Source organism: Enterococcus sp. DIV2453a (assembly GCF_050533535.1).
Classification (GTDB): domain Bacteria; phylum Bacillota; class Bacilli; order Lactobacillales; family Enterococcaceae; genus Enterococcus; species Enterococcus faecalis.
Genome location: NZ_CP172899.1, coordinates 1,174,044 through 1,193,497 on the forward strand (window position 1 = coordinate 1,174,044; position 19,454 = coordinate 1,193,497).

At 35.1% G+C, this 19,454-nt stretch carries 15 protein-coding genes and 1 pseudogene; 11 read left to right on the plus strand and 5 right to left on the minus strand.

The window, feature by feature from the left end:
• Nucleotides 1-168 precede the first annotated feature (168 nt).
• The 8 genes and pseudogenes from IGK03_RS05910 (at nt 169) to IGK03_RS05945 (ending at nt 11,093) form a co-directional block, all read left to right on the plus strand.
• The gene (locus IGK03_RS05910) at nt 169-4,416 is read left to right on the plus strand and encodes an acyl-CoA dehydratase activase-related protein (RefSeq protein WP_430602600.1); all 4,248 of its coding nucleotides are present in this window, start codon (nt 169-171) and stop codon (nt 4,414-4,416) included.
• Nucleotides 4,417-4,622: 206 nt separating this feature from the next.
• On the plus strand, nt 4,623-5,330 hold the full coding sequence (locus IGK03_RS05915) for a GntR family transcriptional regulator (RefSeq protein ID WP_002357800.1): 708 nt from the start codon (nt 4,623-4,625) through the stop codon (nt 5,328-5,330).
• A 662-nt stretch (nt 5,331-5,992) separates the two neighbouring features.
• A pseudogene (locus IGK03_RS05920) lies at nt 5,993-7,126 on the plus strand (ThiF family adenylyltransferase).
• Nucleotides 7,090-7,962, plus strand: coding sequence for a hypothetical protein (locus tag IGK03_RS05925; RefSeq protein ID WP_010713459.1), 873 nt, complete (start codon nt 7,090-7,092; stop codon nt 7,960-7,962). The pseudogene IGK03_RS05920 and the gene IGK03_RS05925 overlap by 37 nt, the downstream one beginning before the upstream one ends.
• Before the next feature lie 22 nt (nt 7,963-7,984).
• Nucleotides 7,985-8,929 carry an ABC transporter ATP-binding protein gene (locus tag IGK03_RS05930; RefSeq protein WP_430602558.1) on the plus strand — a complete coding sequence of 315 codons (945 nt, stop codon included), beginning with the start codon at nt 7,985-7,987 and terminating at the stop codon, nt 8,927-8,929.
• Nucleotides 8,907-9,665: an ABC transporter permease gene (locus tag IGK03_RS05935; RefSeq protein ID WP_002382254.1), complete on the plus strand. Its 759-nt coding sequence runs from the start codon at nt 8,907-8,909 to the stop codon at nt 9,663-9,665. Before IGK03_RS05930 ends, IGK03_RS05935 begins: the two co-directional genes overlap by 23 nt.
• A gap of 8 nt (nt 9,666-9,673) precedes the next feature.
• On the plus strand, nt 9,674-10,387 hold the full coding sequence (locus IGK03_RS05940) for an ATP-binding cassette domain-containing protein (RefSeq protein ID WP_002378341.1): 714 nt from the start codon (nt 9,674-9,676) through the stop codon (nt 10,385-10,387).
• Entirely contained in the window at nt 10,359-11,093 is a 735-nt protein-coding gene (locus tag IGK03_RS05945; protein ID WP_002382255.1) for a hypothetical protein, read from the plus strand. Before IGK03_RS05940 ends, IGK03_RS05945 begins: the two co-directional genes overlap by 29 nt.
• Nucleotides 11,094-11,114: 21 nt before the next feature.
• On the opposite strand, the gene IGK03_RS05950 is transcribed toward IGK03_RS05945, so the two are convergent.
• Both IGK03_RS05950 and IGK03_RS05955 read right to left on the minus strand, forming a co-directional pair.
• Nucleotides 11,115-12,146, minus strand: a complete 1,032-nt coding sequence (locus IGK03_RS05950; RefSeq protein ID WP_224785632.1) for a sensor histidine kinase — start codon at nt 12,144-12,146, stop codon at nt 11,115-11,117.
• Nucleotides 12,147-12,424: 278 nt separating this feature from the next.
• Nucleotides 12,425-13,129: a LytR/AlgR family response regulator transcription factor gene (locus IGK03_RS05955; RefSeq protein ID WP_010713457.1), complete on the minus strand. Its 705-nt coding sequence runs from the start codon at nt 13,127-13,129 to the stop codon at nt 12,425-12,427.
• Nucleotides 13,130-13,612: 483 nt separating this feature from the next.
• Here IGK03_RS05955 and IGK03_RS05960 point away from each other — a divergent pair, with 483 nt between their 5' ends.
• Complete coding sequence (locus IGK03_RS05960) at nt 13,613-14,044, plus strand: cupin domain-containing protein (RefSeq protein ID WP_010713456.1); 432 nt, start codon at nt 13,613-13,615, stop codon at nt 14,042-14,044.
• A 168-nt stretch (nt 14,045-14,212) separates the two neighbouring features.
• Entirely contained in the window at nt 14,213-15,127 is a 915-nt protein-coding gene (trxB, locus tag IGK03_RS05965; protein WP_002357780.1) for a thioredoxin-disulfide reductase, read from the plus strand.
• A 42-nt stretch (nt 15,128-15,169) separates the two neighbouring features.
• Here trxB and IGK03_RS05970 read toward each other — a convergent pair whose 3' ends face one another.
• From IGK03_RS05970 to IGK03_RS05980, 3 genes are all read right to left on the minus strand, one after another.
• Nucleotides 15,170-15,631, minus strand: a complete 462-nt coding sequence (locus tag IGK03_RS05970) for a hypothetical protein (RefSeq protein ID WP_010713455.1) — start codon at nt 15,629-15,631, stop codon at nt 15,170-15,172.
• A gap of 196 nt (nt 15,632-15,827) precedes the next feature.
• On the minus strand, nt 15,828-16,328 hold the full coding sequence (camE, locus tag IGK03_RS05975; RefSeq protein ID WP_010713454.1) for a plasmid sex pheromone cAM373 precursor: 501 nt from the start codon (nt 16,326-16,328) through the stop codon (nt 15,828-15,830).
• Between the two features lie 118 nt (nt 16,329-16,446).
• Nucleotides 16,447-18,786: an ATP-binding cassette domain-containing protein gene (locus IGK03_RS05980; protein ID WP_010713453.1), complete on the minus strand. Its 2,340-nt coding sequence runs from the start codon at nt 18,784-18,786 to the stop codon at nt 16,447-16,449.
• Between the two features lie 124 nt (nt 18,787-18,910).
• Between IGK03_RS05980 and IGK03_RS05985 the strand changes: the two genes are divergently transcribed.
• Nucleotides 18,911-19,420: a MarR family winged helix-turn-helix transcriptional regulator gene (locus IGK03_RS05985; RefSeq protein ID WP_002365578.1), complete on the plus strand. Its 510-nt coding sequence runs from the start codon at nt 18,911-18,913 to the stop codon at nt 19,418-19,420.
• The last annotated feature ends 34 nt before the right edge of the window (nt 19,421-19,454 follow it).

Genomic DNA, 19,454 nt, shown 5'->3' on the forward strand with positions numbered 1-19,454 from the left:
TTTCGAGATAGTCAACATTCGCGGAAACTTTGTTGTTTATCTCACAAAATAGGGTAAATTGCTTGTTGCAAATTATTTAGAACCTTTCTAAAATAGGTATATCTATTATAACAAACAGTTTGTATAATAATCAACAAACTGTTGGGAAATGAAGGGGTATTTTAATTGATGGTTATGAGAGCAGGGATTGATGTTGGGTCAACGACAGTAAAATTAGTATTTTTAAATAAACAAAATCAGCCTATTTTTACAAAATATGAACGCCATTTTTCAGATGTCAAAGCAGCAACGGAACGCATTTTAAAAGAAGGGCTAGCAAGGATTGGTGCAGACCAACCTGTGACAATGACCATAACTGGCTCTGGTGGTATGGGGCTGGCTGAGGTATTAGGGATTCCCTTTGTTCAAGAAGTTATCGCGTGTACACGAACTGTTGAAACAATAATCCCAGAAACGGATGTTGCTATTGAACTTGGCGGAGAAGATGCAAAAATCACTTTTTTTGATGGTGCTTTAGAGCAACGAATGAATGGTAGTTGTGCAGGTGGGACAGGCGCCTTCATCGATCAAATGGCTGTTTTACTTAAAACGGATGCCAATGGAGTAAATGAATTGGCGAAGAATTATCAAACTATTTATCCGATTGCTTCCCGCTGTGGGGTTTTTGCCAAAACGGATGTTCAACCTTTAATCAATGAAGGAGCAGCGAAAGAAGATATCGCGGCGAGTATTTTTCAAGCGGTAGTTAATCAAACAATCGCCGGGTTAGCTGCTGGTCGCAAAATTAAAGGTAAAGTAGCATTTTTAGGGGGACCTTTATTTTTCATGTCAGAATTGAGAAAACGGTTTGTTGAAACCTTAGCAATTCAGCCAGAAGATGTTATTTTTCCAGAACAACCGCAACTGTTTGTAGCAATGGGAGCAGCACTTTATTCAGAAGATTCAGCCGAATGTACATTGGAAGAATTAATTCAGCGCTTAGTGAACAGCCAGGCTACTGATTTACAGCCAAGCGATACGTTACCACCGTTATTTAACAGCGCAGAAGATTTAGCAGATTTTCGAGAAAGACACGCGCAAGCCCAAGCAACGGAGAAACCTTTATCTCAACATACTGGCGTGGCCTTTTTAGGGATTGATGCAGGCTCAACAACGACAAAAGTCACATTGATTGATGAAGATGGTCATTTGTTGTTTTCTTTTTATGGTAATAACCAAGGGCAACCTTTAGAAACCACCATGACAGTACTGAAATCACTTTATCAACAACTGCCTGAAGAAGTTTTTATCGGAAAAGCGGCTGTTACAGGATATGGAGAACAGCTAATAAAAAATGCGTTAAAAGTCGATATTGGTGAAGTTGAAACGATGGCCCATTACAAAGCAGCCAACCATTTTCAGCCAGGTGTGGATTTTATTTTGGATATCGGAGGACAAGATATGAAAGCGATGACCATTAAAAATGGCGTGCTTTCCTCCATTCAATTAAATGAGGCTTGTTCTTCTGGGTGCGGTTCTTTTATTGAAACCTTTGCGCAATCCTTAAACTATAACGTGAAGGATTTTGCTTTGGCGGCTTTAGAATCGCAAGCGCCGGTTGATTTAGGTTCTCGGTGTACTGTTTTTATGAACTCAAAAGTGAAACAGGTTCAAAAAGAAGGGGCCTCTGTCGGCGATATTTCTGCTGGACTATCTTATTCAGTCATCAAAAATGCCATTTATAAAGTCATTAAGGTTCGCCGACCTGAAGAGTTGGGAGAAAAGATTGTCTGCCAGGGAGGAACATTTTACAATGAAGCGGTCTTGAGAGCTTTTGAAAAAATTAGCGGTCGTGAAGTGGTTCGTCCTTCTATTGCTGGTTTGATGGGGGCCTATGGGGCAGCGCTGATTGCTTTGGACGCTTATGGAATTGGGGAAGAAACCACGCTTCTTTCTTTAGAAAAGTTAGCGGAATTTACCTCTGAAAAGGAATTTACTCATTGCGGCTTGTGTGAAAACAATTGTCAATTAACGGTCACAGTGTTTTCGGATGGGCGCCAATTTATTACGGGAAATCGCTGTGAACGTGGTGCACGAATTAAAATTAAACGAGAAGAACGCAAAGTAAATTTGGTTGATTATAAGTACCGCAAGTTATTTAAGTACCGACCTTTGCGGGAAAATAAAGCGTTTCGTGGGCGCTTGGGTATCCCTAGAGTCCTAAACATGTATGAAAATTATCCTTTGTGGCATACATTTTTTACTGACTTGGGCTTTCGGGTCGAATTATCGCCACGTTCTAATAAACAAATCTATGAACAAGGCCTTGAAACGATTCCCAGTGATACGGTTTGTTACCCAGCGAAAATGGCGCATGGACATATTCAAGCATTAATTGATGCGCAAGTGCCAATTATCTTTTATCCTGGTGTTGTTTTTGAACAGCAAGAAACAGTGGAAGCGGATAATCATTTTAATTGTCCAATTGTGCAAAGCTACCCAGATGTCATTCGAAATAATGTGGATGCCATCAGAGAGGGCCAAGTAGATTATCGAAATCCCTATCTTAATTTAGCGAATGAAGCAGCAGTTGCCAAAGTTTTAGCTGAAAATTTTGCTGATTTAGGGATTTCCTTAGAAGAAATTCAAACAGCGCTGCATCATGGTTATCAAGAATTAGCAGCTTTTAAAAAAGAAATTCAAGAAAAAGGCGAAGAAACGTTAGCCATGTTAACTGAAAAAGGCCAGAGAGGGATTGTCTTATCGGGGCGACCGTATCACTTGGATCCAGAGATTAATCACGGCATTGCCGAAGTCATTACACAGGAAGGATTCCATGTCTTGACAGAAGACAGTATCTCGCATCTTGGAGACGTGCAGAATTTACGTGTGGTGAATCAATGGGTCTATCATTCTCGCTTATATGCGGCGGCTAAAGTAGTGGCTAAGACGAAAAATTTAGAACTTGTCCAACTGAATTCCTTTGGTTGCGGCTTAGATGCTGTGACAACCGATCAAGTAGAAGAAATCATGGATCGGTCTGGCAAAATTTATACAGTCCTCAAAATCGATGAAGGTGCGAATTTGGGCGCAATTCGTATTCGGTTGCGCTCCTTGAAAGCGGCTGTCAATGAGCGGGAGAAGCAACAGTTTGTTCCGCATATGCAAATGGAAGAGCCAGAGAAAATAGTGTTTACAAAACAAATGAAAAAAACACATACTTTACTGTTACCAATGCTTAGCCCGATTCATCAATCTGGATTAGTCGATGTAGCATTACAAGCTTCTGGCTATCATGTCGTCTGTTTGCCTGCGCAGGATAAAGAAGCCGTGAATGTCGGGTTAAAATATGTCAATAATGATGCGTGTTACCCAGCAATTATTTCTATCGGACAACTAGTTGAAGCTTTGGAAAGTGGTCAATATGATTTGGATAATGTCAGTGTCTTAATGACGCAAACAGGGGGCGGTTGTCGCGCAACGAATTACATTCCCTTATTACGAAAAGCCTTAAATGATGCCGGTTTTTCTCAAGTTCCTGTAGTTTCAGTTTCGATGGGCAATAAAGGAGTCGAATCCAATCCAGGATTTAAATTTACGTTGCCAATGATCAAACGCTTAGTAGTTGCCTTTTTATATGGTGACTTATTCGAACGAGTAGTTTATCGAACAAGACCTTATGAAACAGAAAAAGGAATGGTGGATCAACTACACCAAGATTGGCTAAAAAGAGTGGAAGCCAATGTCCGGAATGGTTCGCTGACACAATTTAATCACTTCATGAAAAAAATTATTCGGACGTTTGATGAAATTCCTTTACAAGAGATAAAAAAACCAAAAGTCGGTGTGGTCGGGGAAATTTTAGTGAAATATTCGCCGACAGCGAATAATGATATTGTGCGTTTGCTAGAAGAAGAAGGTGCTGAAGCAGTTGTGCCAGATATTGTTGGCTTTATGAACTATTCTTTGTACAATCAAATTTGGAAATACGAAAATATGGGCATGTCAAAACAAAGCAAACGTTTAGCAGAATTTGCGATAAAAATCATGGAATTGGTAGAAAAACCAATGGATAAGGCATTGAGAAAATCTGTCCGTTTTGATGGTATTCATTCCATTTATGATATGGCAGCAGATGCAAGTAAAATTTTATCAATTGGCAATCATACGGGTGAAGGTTGGTTTTTAACAGCTGAAATGATTGAGCTCTTAAAACACGAGGTGAATAACATCGTTTGTATGCAGCCGTTTGGATGTTTACCAAACCATATTGTTGGAAAAGGGGTCGTGAAAGAGCTACGACGTCAATATCCGCAAGCAAACATTGCGGCGGTGGATTATGATCCAGGGGTATCTTTGGTCAATCAGTTGAACCGAATCCGTTTGATGATGGCCACAGCGAACAAGTTGTTGAAAGAAGGAAATGTAAAAAGATAATAACTAATAGAAATTCGTTTAAAAACATTTGACTTGGTCACTTTTTACTGACTAAGCCAAATGTTTTTGTTATAAAAAGAAAGCATGCAACTAGACCAACTTTGATAAAAATTCCAATTCCTCTTTTATTTATCATTTTTTGGTTGTTTACACGGTCTATACCAGTTATAATAGAAGAGGAGATGAACGAAGAGGAGGAAGCGTAAATGGTTCAAAATATACCAATTTATATTCAAATTCACGATAAAATCAAAGAAGATATTGAAAAAGGTGTCTGGAGTATCGGGGATCGTTTGCCCTCTGAGCGAGAATTAGCCTTGAAATTTGATGTTAGTCGAATGACCTTACGCCAAGCCATTCAGACTTTAGCAGACGAAGGGATTTTAGAACGAAAAATTGGTTCAGGGACGTATGTAGCACGTAAGAAAGTTCAAGAAACAATGACAGGTACCACTAGTTTTACAGAAATTACCTTGTCTCAAAATCGCGTTCCTTCTAGTCGGACGGTGTCTTATTTTGTAGCGAAACCTAGTTCTAGTGAGATGGAAAAATTACAACTAGGTCCAGAAGATTCAATTTTACGAATGGAAAGAATTCGTTTTGCGGATGACATTCCGATTTGTTTTGAGGTGGCGAGCATTCCTTATTCATTGGTCTCACAATATGGCAAATCTGAAATCACGAACTCTTTTTATAAAACACTTGAAGCCAAATCTGGCCACAAAATTGGCCATTCTAACCAAACAATCTCTGCTGTTCAAGCATCGGAACAGATCGCAGAATATTTAGAGATTAAACGAGGCGATGCGATTCTGCGTGTGCGCCAAGTATCCTATTTTGAAAACGGACTACCTTTTGAATATGTTCGTACGCAGTATGCAGGAAGTCGATTTGAGTTTTATTTAGAGAAGTAGAGAAATGATAAGTATGGAAAAATGCCAAGAAATAGGCTGAGGTAAGATATTTTAACCTCCAAAAGTTGTATCTGAAAAATACAATTTTTGGAGGTTATTTTTTATGAACTTATCAGGTAGAATTCAAATTAAAATTAGTGAAAGCATCTCAATTCAAATAAATATTGAATAGAGTAGCAAGTCTGAATACCAGAAAAGTGAGATGGTTTGTCCCGCTATAAATATTGTTAAAAATAAACTTATAATAGCTGCTAGTTTATTTATTTTTATTCTTTTTTTGGCTGTAGTTCATTTTTGTCCATTTTTTACATTTCTTTTTTAAACTGTAACCTAATATAAGATATACCCGTTCAACGCTTTAATCAAATAGTTGCAAAATCAGCAGTTGTTTTGCAAATTGTTACATTGAAATTGTTAGTTATTACCAATCAATAATACTTATGATTGTCAAAGTTATTATATAGATATACTGAAAGAGAAATTTATTTTCTTTTTCAATAAAAAGTTTAGCGGAAGGAGTGATGCGGAATGAAAAAAATTAACGTACGTAAAGCCGATACAGTTGATGCAACAGCATGGTGGATTATTATCTAATTTGATAACCAAATAACGGTTAGACGAGATAGAAATATCTCGTCATTTTTTAATAAGGAGTGAAAAAAATGAAGTATAAATATCCCAGAATAAAACCAATCTAGCCATTATATCAATTAAATAAAGAGAGATTTAGAGTTGGGGCCCAATTAGGAATCACTATTGAATTTGATGATGATGAAGGTCAATTTTGGACATTATCTAATTTACTCGATGGAGTTAGATCGTTTGATGAAGTTGTCACAGAAATGAAGAGGAAATATCCGGAATTAACAGTAAAAGATATCGAAGAAGGGATAGATTTTTTAAATGATGAAGGTCTAATCGAGGAGACGTTTCCTGGTAGAATGATTGAAGATAGATACTTAGCTAATGTGAATTACTTTAGTAGGTACTGTAAAGCTGATGATGATAGATTTGAAATACAGGAAAAGATAAATAACTTGAAAATACTATTATTAGGTCTTGGTGGAGGAGGATTAAATATTCTAACGTTACTAGCGGGTCTTGGCCCCAAGATGATCAGAATGGTGGACTATGACCGAGTTGAAGCAAGTAATTTAGGTCGTCAATTACTATATAGAGAAGCAGATATTGGTGAGAAGAAAACTGTAGTTGCTAAAAGAGCCATTAATGAAATGAACTCAAATATTAACGTTGAAACTGTAGATAAAAAAATAATAGATGTGAATGATGTTGTTGAATTGACAGAAGGAATAGATATCATTGTTTGCGCTATTGATGAACCCCCTTTCCTTATACATAGAATTGTGAATGAAGCTATTGTAAAAGTTGGTTTGCCGTGCGTGTTTGGTGCCTCACAGGTTAGCCGAGGAAGAGTATACACTGTAATACCCCAGAAAACAGGATGCTTTGATTGCATGAATTTGAACTTCAGTAAAAATGACCCTAAATTTGTTGAACAATTTGTAGGTTTTAGAAATATTCAATTTGCTCCCCCATCCATAGCTTATGGTCCTGGTATCTTTCAATTAACAGCATCAATTGTAGATGAGTTAATAAGAGTGGTAACAAGATATGCTGAGCCAAAAAGTTTGGGAACGCAATATGAAATTAACTATGAGGACGGAAACTCGTTCACGCATAAAACTTGGCCAAGGTTTGAGAGTGAATGTCCAACTTGTGGTAAAGGAGATGTCTCCCAATGGGAAATATTTCAATATTATCAAGAGAAGAAATAGGCCGAGACTATACCGAAGCTCGTACGTTAAAACGTAAGCTAAACAATGGCGATTGGGTTTATGTATCAGAAGAAAATCAACTATTAGTGTTGAGTGATGAAGTGGCGAGACAAATTAATTCATCCGAACTAATCGAAGAAGAGGTACTTAATGAATTAGTTGAAAATAAAATTATGATAAAAAAAGCCGATCAGAGAGATGATTATAAGCCGCTATTTGTCGAGCCTAAGAATATCTTATTTAAAAGCTCCTCTTTCCTGATTGATGTTAACGGTATTGTTGCGTTTACGATTAGCATATTTTTATTCGTAATCAAGGGGTCTCCTTTTGGAAGTGCAGTAAATGTTTTGTTTACAAATCCTTTAAAATTTTTTCTAATTGCTATTCTTGTCTCAATCGTATCTACAACTTTTCATGAATTTATGCACATTATATTTTCAAGGAATTCAAGGAAAATCAATTTAAACATAGTTAAAGCCGTTGCTACGATACCTATGACTCATGTATGGACGTGGAGTAGGTTTGGTAGAATCACGGCGATCACTTCTGGAATGTCGTCGGATGCAATATTCTTGTTAGTTTTTTTGATTATGAATAATAAAAGTGTTGGAGTTAATTCTATTGCGGCATCAATACTTATAACAAGGATATTGTGGCAATTTATCATTATACAAAAAACAGATATTAACATTTTGATTTCTTTTGTGGTTGATAATCCTTTCTACTTTGAAGAGGTCGCAATTATGAAATTAATCATTATTAAAGTAATAAGCATAAGTGTGCTAGCAATGATAATTTGGTTATGGTTCCAACCTGTTATCAATCAATTTAATTAAGTCTAAATATAGGAGGTTTGCTTTGAATCAACAGTTAGAATTACATTCGCTAAGTAAAAAGTACAAGAAATCAGAGAGCTATGCAAATGATAATATAAATTTGCGCTTTAATAAAGGTGAAATAACTGCCATAGCTGGACATAACGGCGCTGGTAAAACAACAATGTTGAATCAGATTATAGGTATAACGAAATCAACAAAGGGCTCTATAACATTTAATGGTCTATCATTTGCGAGAGATAGTAAAATTGCAAGAGAATATGTCTCTATGATGCCTCAACTACATGCTCCCTTGGCAGGTATAACGATGGCTCAATCTGTCGAGTCAATAATAAGAATAAGAGGAGGCAGTCAGAAAATAGCTGAAGAAGAGTGTATTAAAATTTTAAAAGAATTAAAAATAGATGGATGGAAAGATATACCAGGACAGAAACTTTCAGGCGGACTTAGAAGGCTCACTTCATTTGCAATGGCCGTTGTATATCCTTCTCCAATAATAGTCCTTGACGAACCTACCAATGATGTGGATCCTATTAGACGGCAAAAAATATGGAGATATCTGAAAGAATTATCTAATAAGGGGCATATAATCATCGTGGTCACACACAATATTTTAGAAGTTGAAAAATATGCTGATAGATATATTTTAATGAATCATGGAAAGATTCTTGAGGATAAGAACTTAAAAAAACAGTCTATAAAAATAAACGATCGAAATTATATGACTGTTAACTTTCTTAATCTAAGTGATTTGAAGAGTGTAATAGTACCGAGTGCAATTCAGACTAACATAAACGATGAGGAATTAATGATAGAAATGGAATTAGAGAACAGTCAAGTGTTAGAAGCAGTTGACTGGGTCATGAAATTAGTAATAGAAAGAAAAGTTCAAAATTATAAAGTTTCCCCAAAATCCTTAAATGAAACCTATGGAGAGTTAATAGATGAAAATGATAAAAAATTATAGAAGAAAATCAATGATTAAGGAATTATTTGCTTTAGTAGGGTGGAGTTTATTAAGACATAAATACTTATTGCCTGTTTTTACATTAACTCAAGTATTTCTATCATTAGCAATTGTCTACGGGTTAGCACTTCTAATACCAGATGTGAATAATCAGACAGCTATCTATCTGTCATCTGGAGCAACTACTCTTGGGATTATTGCGGTAGGGTGCGTTCTTGCTGCTCAAATAGTAAGTACAGCAAAACAGGAGGGCATTGTGGACTATCAAAGGACATTGCCAGTTTCTCGGTTGAACATATTAATTTCCGACTTTATAATTTGGGGAATGGCCTCACTACCTGGGGTGTTTATGTCATTTTTAGCGGCATATTTAAGATTCGATGTCCAAATTAGATTCTCAATGAAGGCCCTAGCTATTCTTAGTCTAATTCAATTATGTATGATCTCTATAGGTTTTGCTTTGGCATATTGGCTAACACCTAATGTAGTAGGATTAGCAACTCAGATAATTATGATAGGTGGACTTTTATTCTCGCCTATTACTTATCCAACAGATAGATTGCCTTCTGCTTTAGTGAACTTTTTTGAATTTTTACCATTTGTTCCATCGAGTAATTTGATAAGATCACTGTTTTATGAACAGAATACTGTTAATGTTTCTAATATTATTGTAGTTTGTTTTTGGTTCGTGTTAACTACATTACTTTCACTTATTTCATTGTCAAGAAGGGACTGAATTGCAAAATGCAAACAATAAATATAAATAATTTATATAAAAAAGTAAGTGATACATTCAATTTAAAGGTTGATCAATTAGATTTAGAAGTAGGGAAAATTTATGGATTAGTTGGTCCGAATGGTGCAGGTAAAACAACTTTGATGAAATGTCTATGTAGTTTGCTTAGACCTGATAGTGGAATACTTAAAATAGACAATCGGCAAGTAGAAATAGCAGACCCTAAAATATTATTGCAGGTGGGTACTAACTTTGTTAACTCAGATAGTTTAAATGGATTTATGCTTGAAGATATATACAATGACCATGCTTTTTATTACAAGTTAAAAAATTTGTTAATGATAGAGACTCTATTAATGGATGTTGGTCTAAATGTAAATAAAAAAAGAAAGTTTAATACAATGTCTTTAGGAATGAAACAAAGGTTTTTGCTAGGTCTTGCTACAGCTCACAACCCTTCATTAGTATTATTAGATGAGCCATTTAACGGTTTAGATCCTGATGGTGTAGAGTTATTTATTGAGAATGTTAAGACCTTGTCCGAAAATAGAGTGTTGATAATTAGTAGTCATATATTGAGAGATATGGAAACATTTCTTGATGACGTTATATTTATAGAGAAAGGCAATGTACAAGAACCAAAATCAATGGTTGAGATTCGAGAAGAGTATAGAGAGGGGTTGAAAGAGTATTATGATGAACAAAAGAGAAAACATGATTAGTGACTCAAAATTGAATGTTTATAGATATGAATTAGATAAAATTAAAAATGTTTGGTTTAAAGTTTTCTTAATTACACTGGTAATCCAAATGTTATTTTTTATGTTTTTCTCATTTGTGGGAATATTTGATGAAAGTGCTGATACGATCTCGTCATTTCAAGGAATTATAGCATTATCGAACACTGTTTCTATGTGCGGCATATCAATTTATGGAGCTGTATTACTAAGGAAAGAGCTTGTACGATTTTATGTTGGCAATCACCGGAATAGAACGTTTCTTTTTCCGATTGATCGAAAAGAGCTTCTCGTAAAAAAAACAAGTTCTTTTTACGTGATAATCTTATCTAGCTTTGGAAGTGCGCTTCTTATTTCATTTGTGACTGAGGTTTTGCTTAACTTAATTTTGAAGTTTCATAGTTCAAATTTATTTTTTGAAATTTACCTTGGTCTTATTACCATAGTTACAAGTTGTAGTCTACTATTCGTAATTTTGATATTGTCAGAAATAATTTCAATTTGGAAACAATCGGAAATTGCTTCAATAATAACGTCAGTGGTACTAATGCTAATATATTCGAATTTTTCTGCTATGGGCCTTATGAATTTTCCAACTATAACGTTCCTATTTTCAACGATTATGGGATTGATGCTTGTTTGGTTATTTTTGAAATTTTCTGATAAATTATGCGACATGGAAGTATACTAAAAAATGCGGTGATTTACTTGATTAGTTATCACCGCATTTGTTTCCTTTGTATACATTAAATATAACTATAGTTACAAAATATCTACGTTCTTTCGTCCAGTGACGTTGAATACCACCTAATTGTTGTAAGAGATCACCAATGTTTTTCATTCCTAAACCTTTATCTTTTCTATGTTTTCTTGTAAAAATTTCTTCAGAATTATAGTTATTCGATACTTCAATAAATAAATCATTATTGACTTGCTTGATAATTATATTGACATATCTGTCAATCGGCTTGATTCTCTTCGATGCTTGTATGGCGTTATCAATTATATTTCCAATTACAATAGTTAGAACGTCATTATTAATTTTTATATTTTTAGAGACAAATATCTGATGATCAACATTAATTTGATTCTTTCTTGCTTCAGCAAGCTTTTCATTCAATAGGTAGTTTAATACTCCATCGGCAGCATAAGTTTTTGTTGGTGGTTCTAAAATATCAAAACTACTCTTAATATAATCGATAGCTTCATTAACTTCTTCATTTTCGATAAGTCCGAGGATTGTTAAGTATTGATTCTTCAAATCATGTTTTAATTTTAAAACGTTAGTTCTGTTTCTCTTTATTTCATTTAAAATTCTATACTCCACTTCGATATTTTTTTTTCTCAAAGTAAGATCATATTGATTTTTTTGATATTCTATAGTAATTTTATAAAGAAAAATTACACAGATGTTTAAAAATATGACACTAATCGTAATAGTAATCTCAGAAATTTTGTCATTGTTGTTTCCTATTAAAAGCCCAAATAAAATGATTATTGATAGTATGGGAATAGGTAATAAAATCACAATAAATGATAAGTTTGTCGATAATTCAGACTTTGCTTCTTTAACTATTGAAAATTTAAGTATGACTATCCAGGCTACCCCAATCAAAGTTGTAATTGTTATTGAAGTTATGAAAAAAGTAGGGCTACCATAGGATGTTAATTCTGCATTTAAAATTATTTTCGTAAAGTGTAACGACAATACTTCACAGATTAAATTTATTGATATAAGTGTCATTGTCCATACGGCCGAGTCGAGATAAGGGACCGAGTGTAGCATAGCAATAGTGTAAGTTAAAATGAAACTTAGTAATAAGTTAAGATACGGTAAATAAATGTTCGGTATGTAAGCATTGGATAATATAATCGTAACCATGGCTGATATGATTATAACAATCCAGATGACATTATAAAATTCTCTATGATTTTTAATAGCTGTTGACCAATTAGAAAAAAAATAAGAGATAAGAAATAAATAAACTAACAAACTTAGGCTTCGTAATGTTATATCAAGCATTATATCTTTCCTCTCATGGACATAACTATACTTTTATGAGCGGCGGCTTTGAAGCGCCTACTTATTGGTATTTCAATACATTTTTCTTTAGAATCCATTAATAGGAAATTTTTTCCTAACTCTTTTATATAAGCGCAATTTATTATGAAAGAAGAGTGGACTTGCACAAAATTCGTATCAAGTTGTTCGTTTATCTGATTCGTTGACATATAGGGTTTGTAGATTTCTCCAACTGTATGAATCAATACTTGTCTTTTATCTTTTTCGAAATAAATGATATCTTTGGTTGGTATTTTATAAGTAACTTTGTTACTAGAAAATACAAAGTAATTTCTTTTTTTTTCTAGCTGTTGTTTCAGTTTTTCCAAAACTTGGTGCAACCGATCTTCCGTAGGCGGTTTCAATAAATAATCAAAAGTTTGTACTTGGAAGACTTCTTCCATGTATTCTTTGTAACTCGTCAAAAAAACGATAGGTGATAAAATATCACGTTCTCGGATTTTTTTTGCCAAGTCTATTCCGCTCATTTCACTCATTTCTATATCTAAAATAAAAAAGTCAAAATTTTCTTGGTCAAGTTGATTGACTAACTTGAGAGGATTGTAGTAGGTATAGGTTTCAAATATATTTGGGTTATAATTAAATAGCATCGTGTTTATTTTTTCGGTTAACGTTGGATTGTCATCACAAATAGCAACTTTCAACAATAAAACCTCCTTTTTTTCATTCTATATATATTATGAATTAAATTATCTTTAAAAACAATCATTTTTTGTTAGCACAACTGATAAACCGACATAAGTAATCTGGATAAAAATATCAAAAATTCAGCTTACTGACAAACATTTAATTAGCATCTAAAAAATAATCATGTAAATTAAATGAACAGCGAAAACATCTGTTAGGGTGCTATCAATTTTTTTAAAATCTACATATGATTAAAACTTGATGCTATAATGTTACTAGTAAGGTTAATGTATACCATAGCGGTACTTGAGAAGAGTAGAAGTGTTTCTGATGAACAGATGGATTAGTGGAGATTGATACTGAACAGTCAATTGTTTAAAAAAGTGATTTTCAAATGGTAATAAAAGTATATTTAAAGGAACTCGAATTTTCAGAAAGTAGCTTCAAACTTAGTTTGAAAGAATAGCTTTCGGCTATAAAAAAGTTAAAAGGAGCCTGCCATGTTACAGAAATACATAGAAATTTTAACAAGAGACGAGGCCGTCTTTCGTAAAAAGCCAGATGGAACAGAAGTAAATTATTTTCTATTTCCAGAGTTTGAAATACATATAAATAGCTTGCCAGGAAAAACTGTGCAAGGTTGGCATAAGCATCACAAAATCGAGGAAGTTTTACTTGTGCAGTCGGGAAAAGTGAAAATAGAAGAGGTAGAAAATCAGCAAATTGTTTCAAGAATTTGTGCAGAAGGAGAACTTATTCGGATGCATAATAGTCTTCATCGGATTAGTAATCCTGATACGTTATCTGCATCATTTACAGTATTTCGTTTTGTTCCACAAGGGCAAAATCAACAAGAATGCATAAAAAATGATAAAGAAGAATTCTCTGATGCGGCAGTACAACGGCTTCTAAAAATCAATGATTCGTTGTGATCGTTATTTTTAAACTTTTCTTTTCCCCCTCCTAGAAAACACAAAACCGTGGTACAATAACTTACGTAATAGACACACCTACTCCGAATATCAAAAAAGGGCAGAAAAGTAGACAAGAAATTGTTTAAGGAGTAAAGTAAACTTACTTAAAATTTTGGGGGAAATAAAATGTATGATGTAATTATCATTGGTGCCGGTCCTGCTGGGATGACGGCAGCACTTTATGCATCACGGTCTAATCTTTCTGTATTGATGATTGAACGCGGTGCGCCTGGTGGGCAAATGAACAACACTGCTGAGGTAGAGAATTACCCAGGCTTTGATTCTATTATGGGTCCAGAATTGGCCTATAAAATGTATGAAAATGTAGAGAAATTTGGTACGGAAAATGCGTATGGCATTGTGATGGGCATTGAAGACCACGGATCTTATAAAGAAGTGATTTGTGATGACAAATCTTATGAAGCTAAAGCGGTAATTATTGCAACAGGCTGTGAACACCGAAAATTGGGTGTAAAAGGCGAAGAAGAATTTGCTGGCCGTGGTGTTTCTTATTGTGCCGTTTGTGACGGTGCTTTCTTTAAAAATAAACGCTTAGTAGTCGTTGGCGGCGGCGATTCTGCAGTTGAAGAAGCAATCTATTTAACGCAATTTGCTTCTGAAGTAGTGATTGTTCACCGTCGTGATGAATTGCGTGCGCAAAAAATCATTCAAGATCGTGCCTTTGCAAATGAAAAGATTTCCTTTGTTTGGGATACAGTTGTCGAAGAAATTGTTGGCAATGAAATGGTCGTGACAGGTGTGAAAGCACGGAATGTCAAAACAGATGAAGTTTCTGAAATTGAAGCAAACGGCGTGTTCATTTACGTGGGGCTAGATCCATTAACGGAACCATTTAAGAAAGCTGGTATTACGAATGAGGCTGGTTGGATTGAAACAGACCAAGAAATGAGAACAAAAATTCCTGGTGTTTATGCCATTGGTGATGTCCGTGAAAAAACATTGCGTCAAATCACGACAGCGGTCGGTGAAGGCGGTATTGCTGGACAACAAGTATTTAACTATATTGAAGAATTAAAATAAAAAAATGCTTTTGCCTTTAAGAATAAGGGCAAAAGCATTTTTTTAATAGGTTCCTTTAATGACAAAATAAGAGCCGCGAATGGTTCCAGCTAATTTTGATTTTTGACGAGCAAATTTGAATTTTCCTTCAAATTCTGCAGGGATTGCCATACCATCTGAAAGTTTAAACCCAACGGCGCGTTTGCCTTCATCAGCTAATGTGTACATCACGTTAACTGCTAAGCCGTTTTCATAAAATACATAGGCCATTTTTATGCCATCTAAAGTGAAAGAAGAAATTTCAAGTGGCTTGTAAGGGAAATGTAACGCTCGTTCCAATAAAATTTTTTCAATCCAGGCCAATGTTTCTGGAGCTTCAGCGGCAGGGACAGTCGTAAAGCGATGTTTGTATTTATTCCAAAAATAGCGAGCTTCATTCGCTCTTAGTCCAGCAAGAGCAGGTGCCACTGGTGAACTTTCTAAACCAAGAGTGGCTACTTCTTTAAAATCAACTGTATAAACCATGAATTGATACTCCCATCTTTTCTTTTAAACTAAGTATAACGGTAGCAGGGGTAACGAACAATTATTATTGCTTAAAAGAATGAAATTGGGACAGAACGATCGGCTTCAGAAAATGTTAAGCTTTCCGAAAGCGTAGGTTCTGTCCCGAAGAGTATTTTAAGATTTGGTTATTTCGTGATAAGTTATACGCTTGTGCTTATTTATTGGCATCTAAGGTAACTTTTTCATCTGCCGTAGTCGTTTTAACATCTACTGTATAAACAAGTTTGTTGTTATTTTTGGTTAACTTCCAAGTCAAAATACGTGGAGAAAGTCCTCCAACTTCTTTTTTCGCTTTGGCTAAGACGTCGTTAACAGCGCCTAATTCTTTGATTTCAGCAGCTGAAAAGGCTGTCTCGTTTTCGCCAAGTTGATTTGCTTCAGTATTTTTGGTGACTTTTCCTGTTTCAGGATTCACGTAAAGTGTTTCTGTATCGTTGGTAAAGATATAGCTGTAGTCACTTTCTGGTTTTGTATCAAATTGGACATTTACTATTGGTTTGCTGTCGCCGGCTTCTTTTTCGTAGATTTCAGCAGCTTGCTGCAAACTAACTTTGTACTTTGTATCCGTGACGGCATCTTTTCCTACGCCGCAACTAGCTAAAATAAAAATAGCTCCTAAAAGTGAAAAAAATAGTAAAAATGGTTTTTTTAACATGAAATTACCTCGTTTCCTTTTATTAAGTATTCACAATCATTTAGTATACGGAGGTTTTATAAAAATTACAAACAAAAAATAATCCTTTAAGAGAAATTAAAGGATTATTTTTTGTTATTTATTCTGCACGTAAAGCAACTGCCGCATCTTTTTTCGCTGCCATTCGGGCAGGAATATGGCCACCAATCATGGTTAAGATTGTGCTAATCACAATCAAAATAATCCCGTGAATTGGATTTAAGGTGGCAACATTTTCTAAATCAGTCAGGTTATAGAGCACTGCATTGATCGGAAATGTTGCGAGAAAGGCAATCACAACACCAAGAATACCAGAGGCAACGCCTAAAATAGCAGTTTCGGCATCGAACACCCGGGTAATATCTTTTTTACGAGCTCCTAACGCTTTCAGAATACCGATTTCTTTGGTCCGCTCAATGACAGAAGTATAGGTGATAATCCCAATCATAATCATACTTGTAACAAGGGAAATCCCAGCAAATGCAATCAGCACATAGGTGATGGCATCCATTAAACCACCTGTTAAGCGGGTCATTGTTCCAGCTAAATCAGAATAGATGATTTGGTCTTTTTTATCTTTTCCTTTGTTATAAGCATCTAAATAATCAAGAATTTTATCTTTTGATTTGAAGTCGTTTGGATAAATCATAATACTTGAAGGGATTTCGTTCGCTCCTAAATAAGACAATAGGTTTTCTTTCGCGGAAGCATCTAATGTTTCGTTAGTCATAACGTTAGTGTTGCTGGCTTCTTGCGCTTTAACAATATCAGAGGTTTTGTTTTTGGCAATCATATTAGTTGAAAGTGCATCGCTATAAGCAATTCCAGGTGCTAATAGATTCATTGTTGAAGAATCTTTAATTCGCAAAATCCCTGAAATTGTTAATTCAGTATTTTCTGGGTTATCGTAAACAGCTTGCAAATCTTGGTTAGGAATGAAGTTGCCTGTCGGTAATTTGGTGTAAAATGCATTATTATTGGCTAATTTCATTTTTGTGCCAACAATGTCTGAAAAGGCAATCTTTTGATTATCTTTCACGTCAAAGCCAAGATTTTTTAAAGCATTAATATTGGTGGTATTGTTACTATCGACGATTAAAACGACATCGGTTTCTTTTTCTGGATAATTTCCTTCGAGTAACGAGTAATTGTCTTTTAAGAAATTGTTTTTTCCATTTTCTAGTTGTTTAGGAAAAGCAGAAACGCCGACGCCAGTTTGGGCAGCCATCATAGAAGCCATCGCGTTTGATTGGCCGTCGGGTGCATCGTTTGAAAATTTGACAGCTTGTGCTTTCCTGTTGATTTCTCTTAATAAGTTCATATTGACTAGACGAGTATAGCCGATATTATTACTTAATTCAGGATCAATGTGATTGACATAGTCAATAAACTTTTGATCAATTAAATTCGTGTGTTGCGCACGGTCCGCATCGCTAATTTTAGCAGTCACTTCTTTTTCTTTCGGGAAGGTGCCTTTTTTGTCCTGGTTATTGAAACTTTCTGGATCTTGATCGGTCGCTATTTTAGAAATGGTAATCGGAAATTGCGCTAACGTTTCCGACTGAGTTTTATCAATTTGTTTCTGGAATCCTGTTGAAAGAGAAAGGACAATCGCGATACTGATAATTCCGATACTTGAAGCAAAGGCGGTTAAAAAAGTTCGCCCTTTTTTAGTGCGGATATTATTAAAAGATAAACGCAACGCAGTCGTGAATTTCATTTTGGTGCGTTTCAATTCGAAAGGTTCTTTTTTTTCATGTTCAATATGAGGACGCGAGTCATGACGAATTTGGCCATCTGAAAATTCAATAATTCGATCAGCGTATTCATGAGCTAATTCAGGGTTGTGGGTCACCATAATAACTAATTTTTCTTTCGAAAGTTCTTGGATAAGTGCCATAATTTGCAGACTGGTTTCTGAATCCAATGCACCAGTTGGTTCATCACAAAGTAAAATATCGGGATCGTTAGCTAAAGCACGAGCAATGGCAACCCGTTGCATTTGACCGCCAGATAATTGGGAAGGTTTTTTATGGATATGGTCCTTCAAACCGACACGGATGAGTGCATCTTCGGCTTTTTGGCGTCTTTCTGCTTTTGAAATACCACTCAGTGTCATACCAAGCTCGACATTATCCAAAATCCCTTGATGACTAATTAAGTTGTAACTTTGAAAAATAAAACCAATTGAGTTATTCCGATAAGCATCCCAGTCGGCTTCTTTAAAATTTTTTGTTGATTTGCCGTTAATGATTAAGTCACCAGAATCGTAATTGTCCAATCCGCCAATCACATTCAACATCGTCGTTTTACCAGAGCCGCTGGGACCCAGAATGGCTACAAATTCTTGTTTTCGAAAAGCGACAGAGACGCCATCTAAAGCTTTAGTGGTCGTTCCGCCGACAGTATAATATTTTTTTATCTCTTTGAGTTCTAGCATATTTTTCGCATCCTTCTTCCAATTTATCAACAACACAACCTTAAGTTAGTGTATAACGTAACATAATAGTTAACAAAAATCAATCATTACCATTTGATAATCAAGTGAATTTAGTATACACTAGGTGGGAAACGAGGGAGAACATATGGATAAAGAGAAGCATTCATCAAATTTAGATATTAGTGTCTTTACTGAAATTTTTTCATATATGAGCCAATTGCTTTTTAAAGACCTAGACTTGGAGGATCTAAAATTAACAAAGTTAGACATGTTAATTTTATTAATTGTGGCAACGAATGAAGGAATCAGTATGACAGAGTTAGCCAACCAAGTAGGAACGTCGAAAGTTCAAGTGAGTCGCTCTATTGCGGGGTTAGAAGAACGAGCGATTGTTCAACGTCGCCATAATCAAGAAAATCGCCGCGTGGTTAATGTTTATACGACAAAAGAAGGCGAGAAGCTCTTTAAGCAAAAAGAAAATCAAGTAAAACAGCAACTATCTGAAACGCTTAGTGTTCTTTCCTTAGAGGATTATCAAGAGGTCAATCAACACTTTTTGGCGGTCATGAAAATTTTGTCCAATTATCAAGCGCTACGAAGAAAAACGTGTAAGGAAAACAACGCCAAAAAATAAAAAACATCGTTTGGCTATAAACCAAACGATGTTT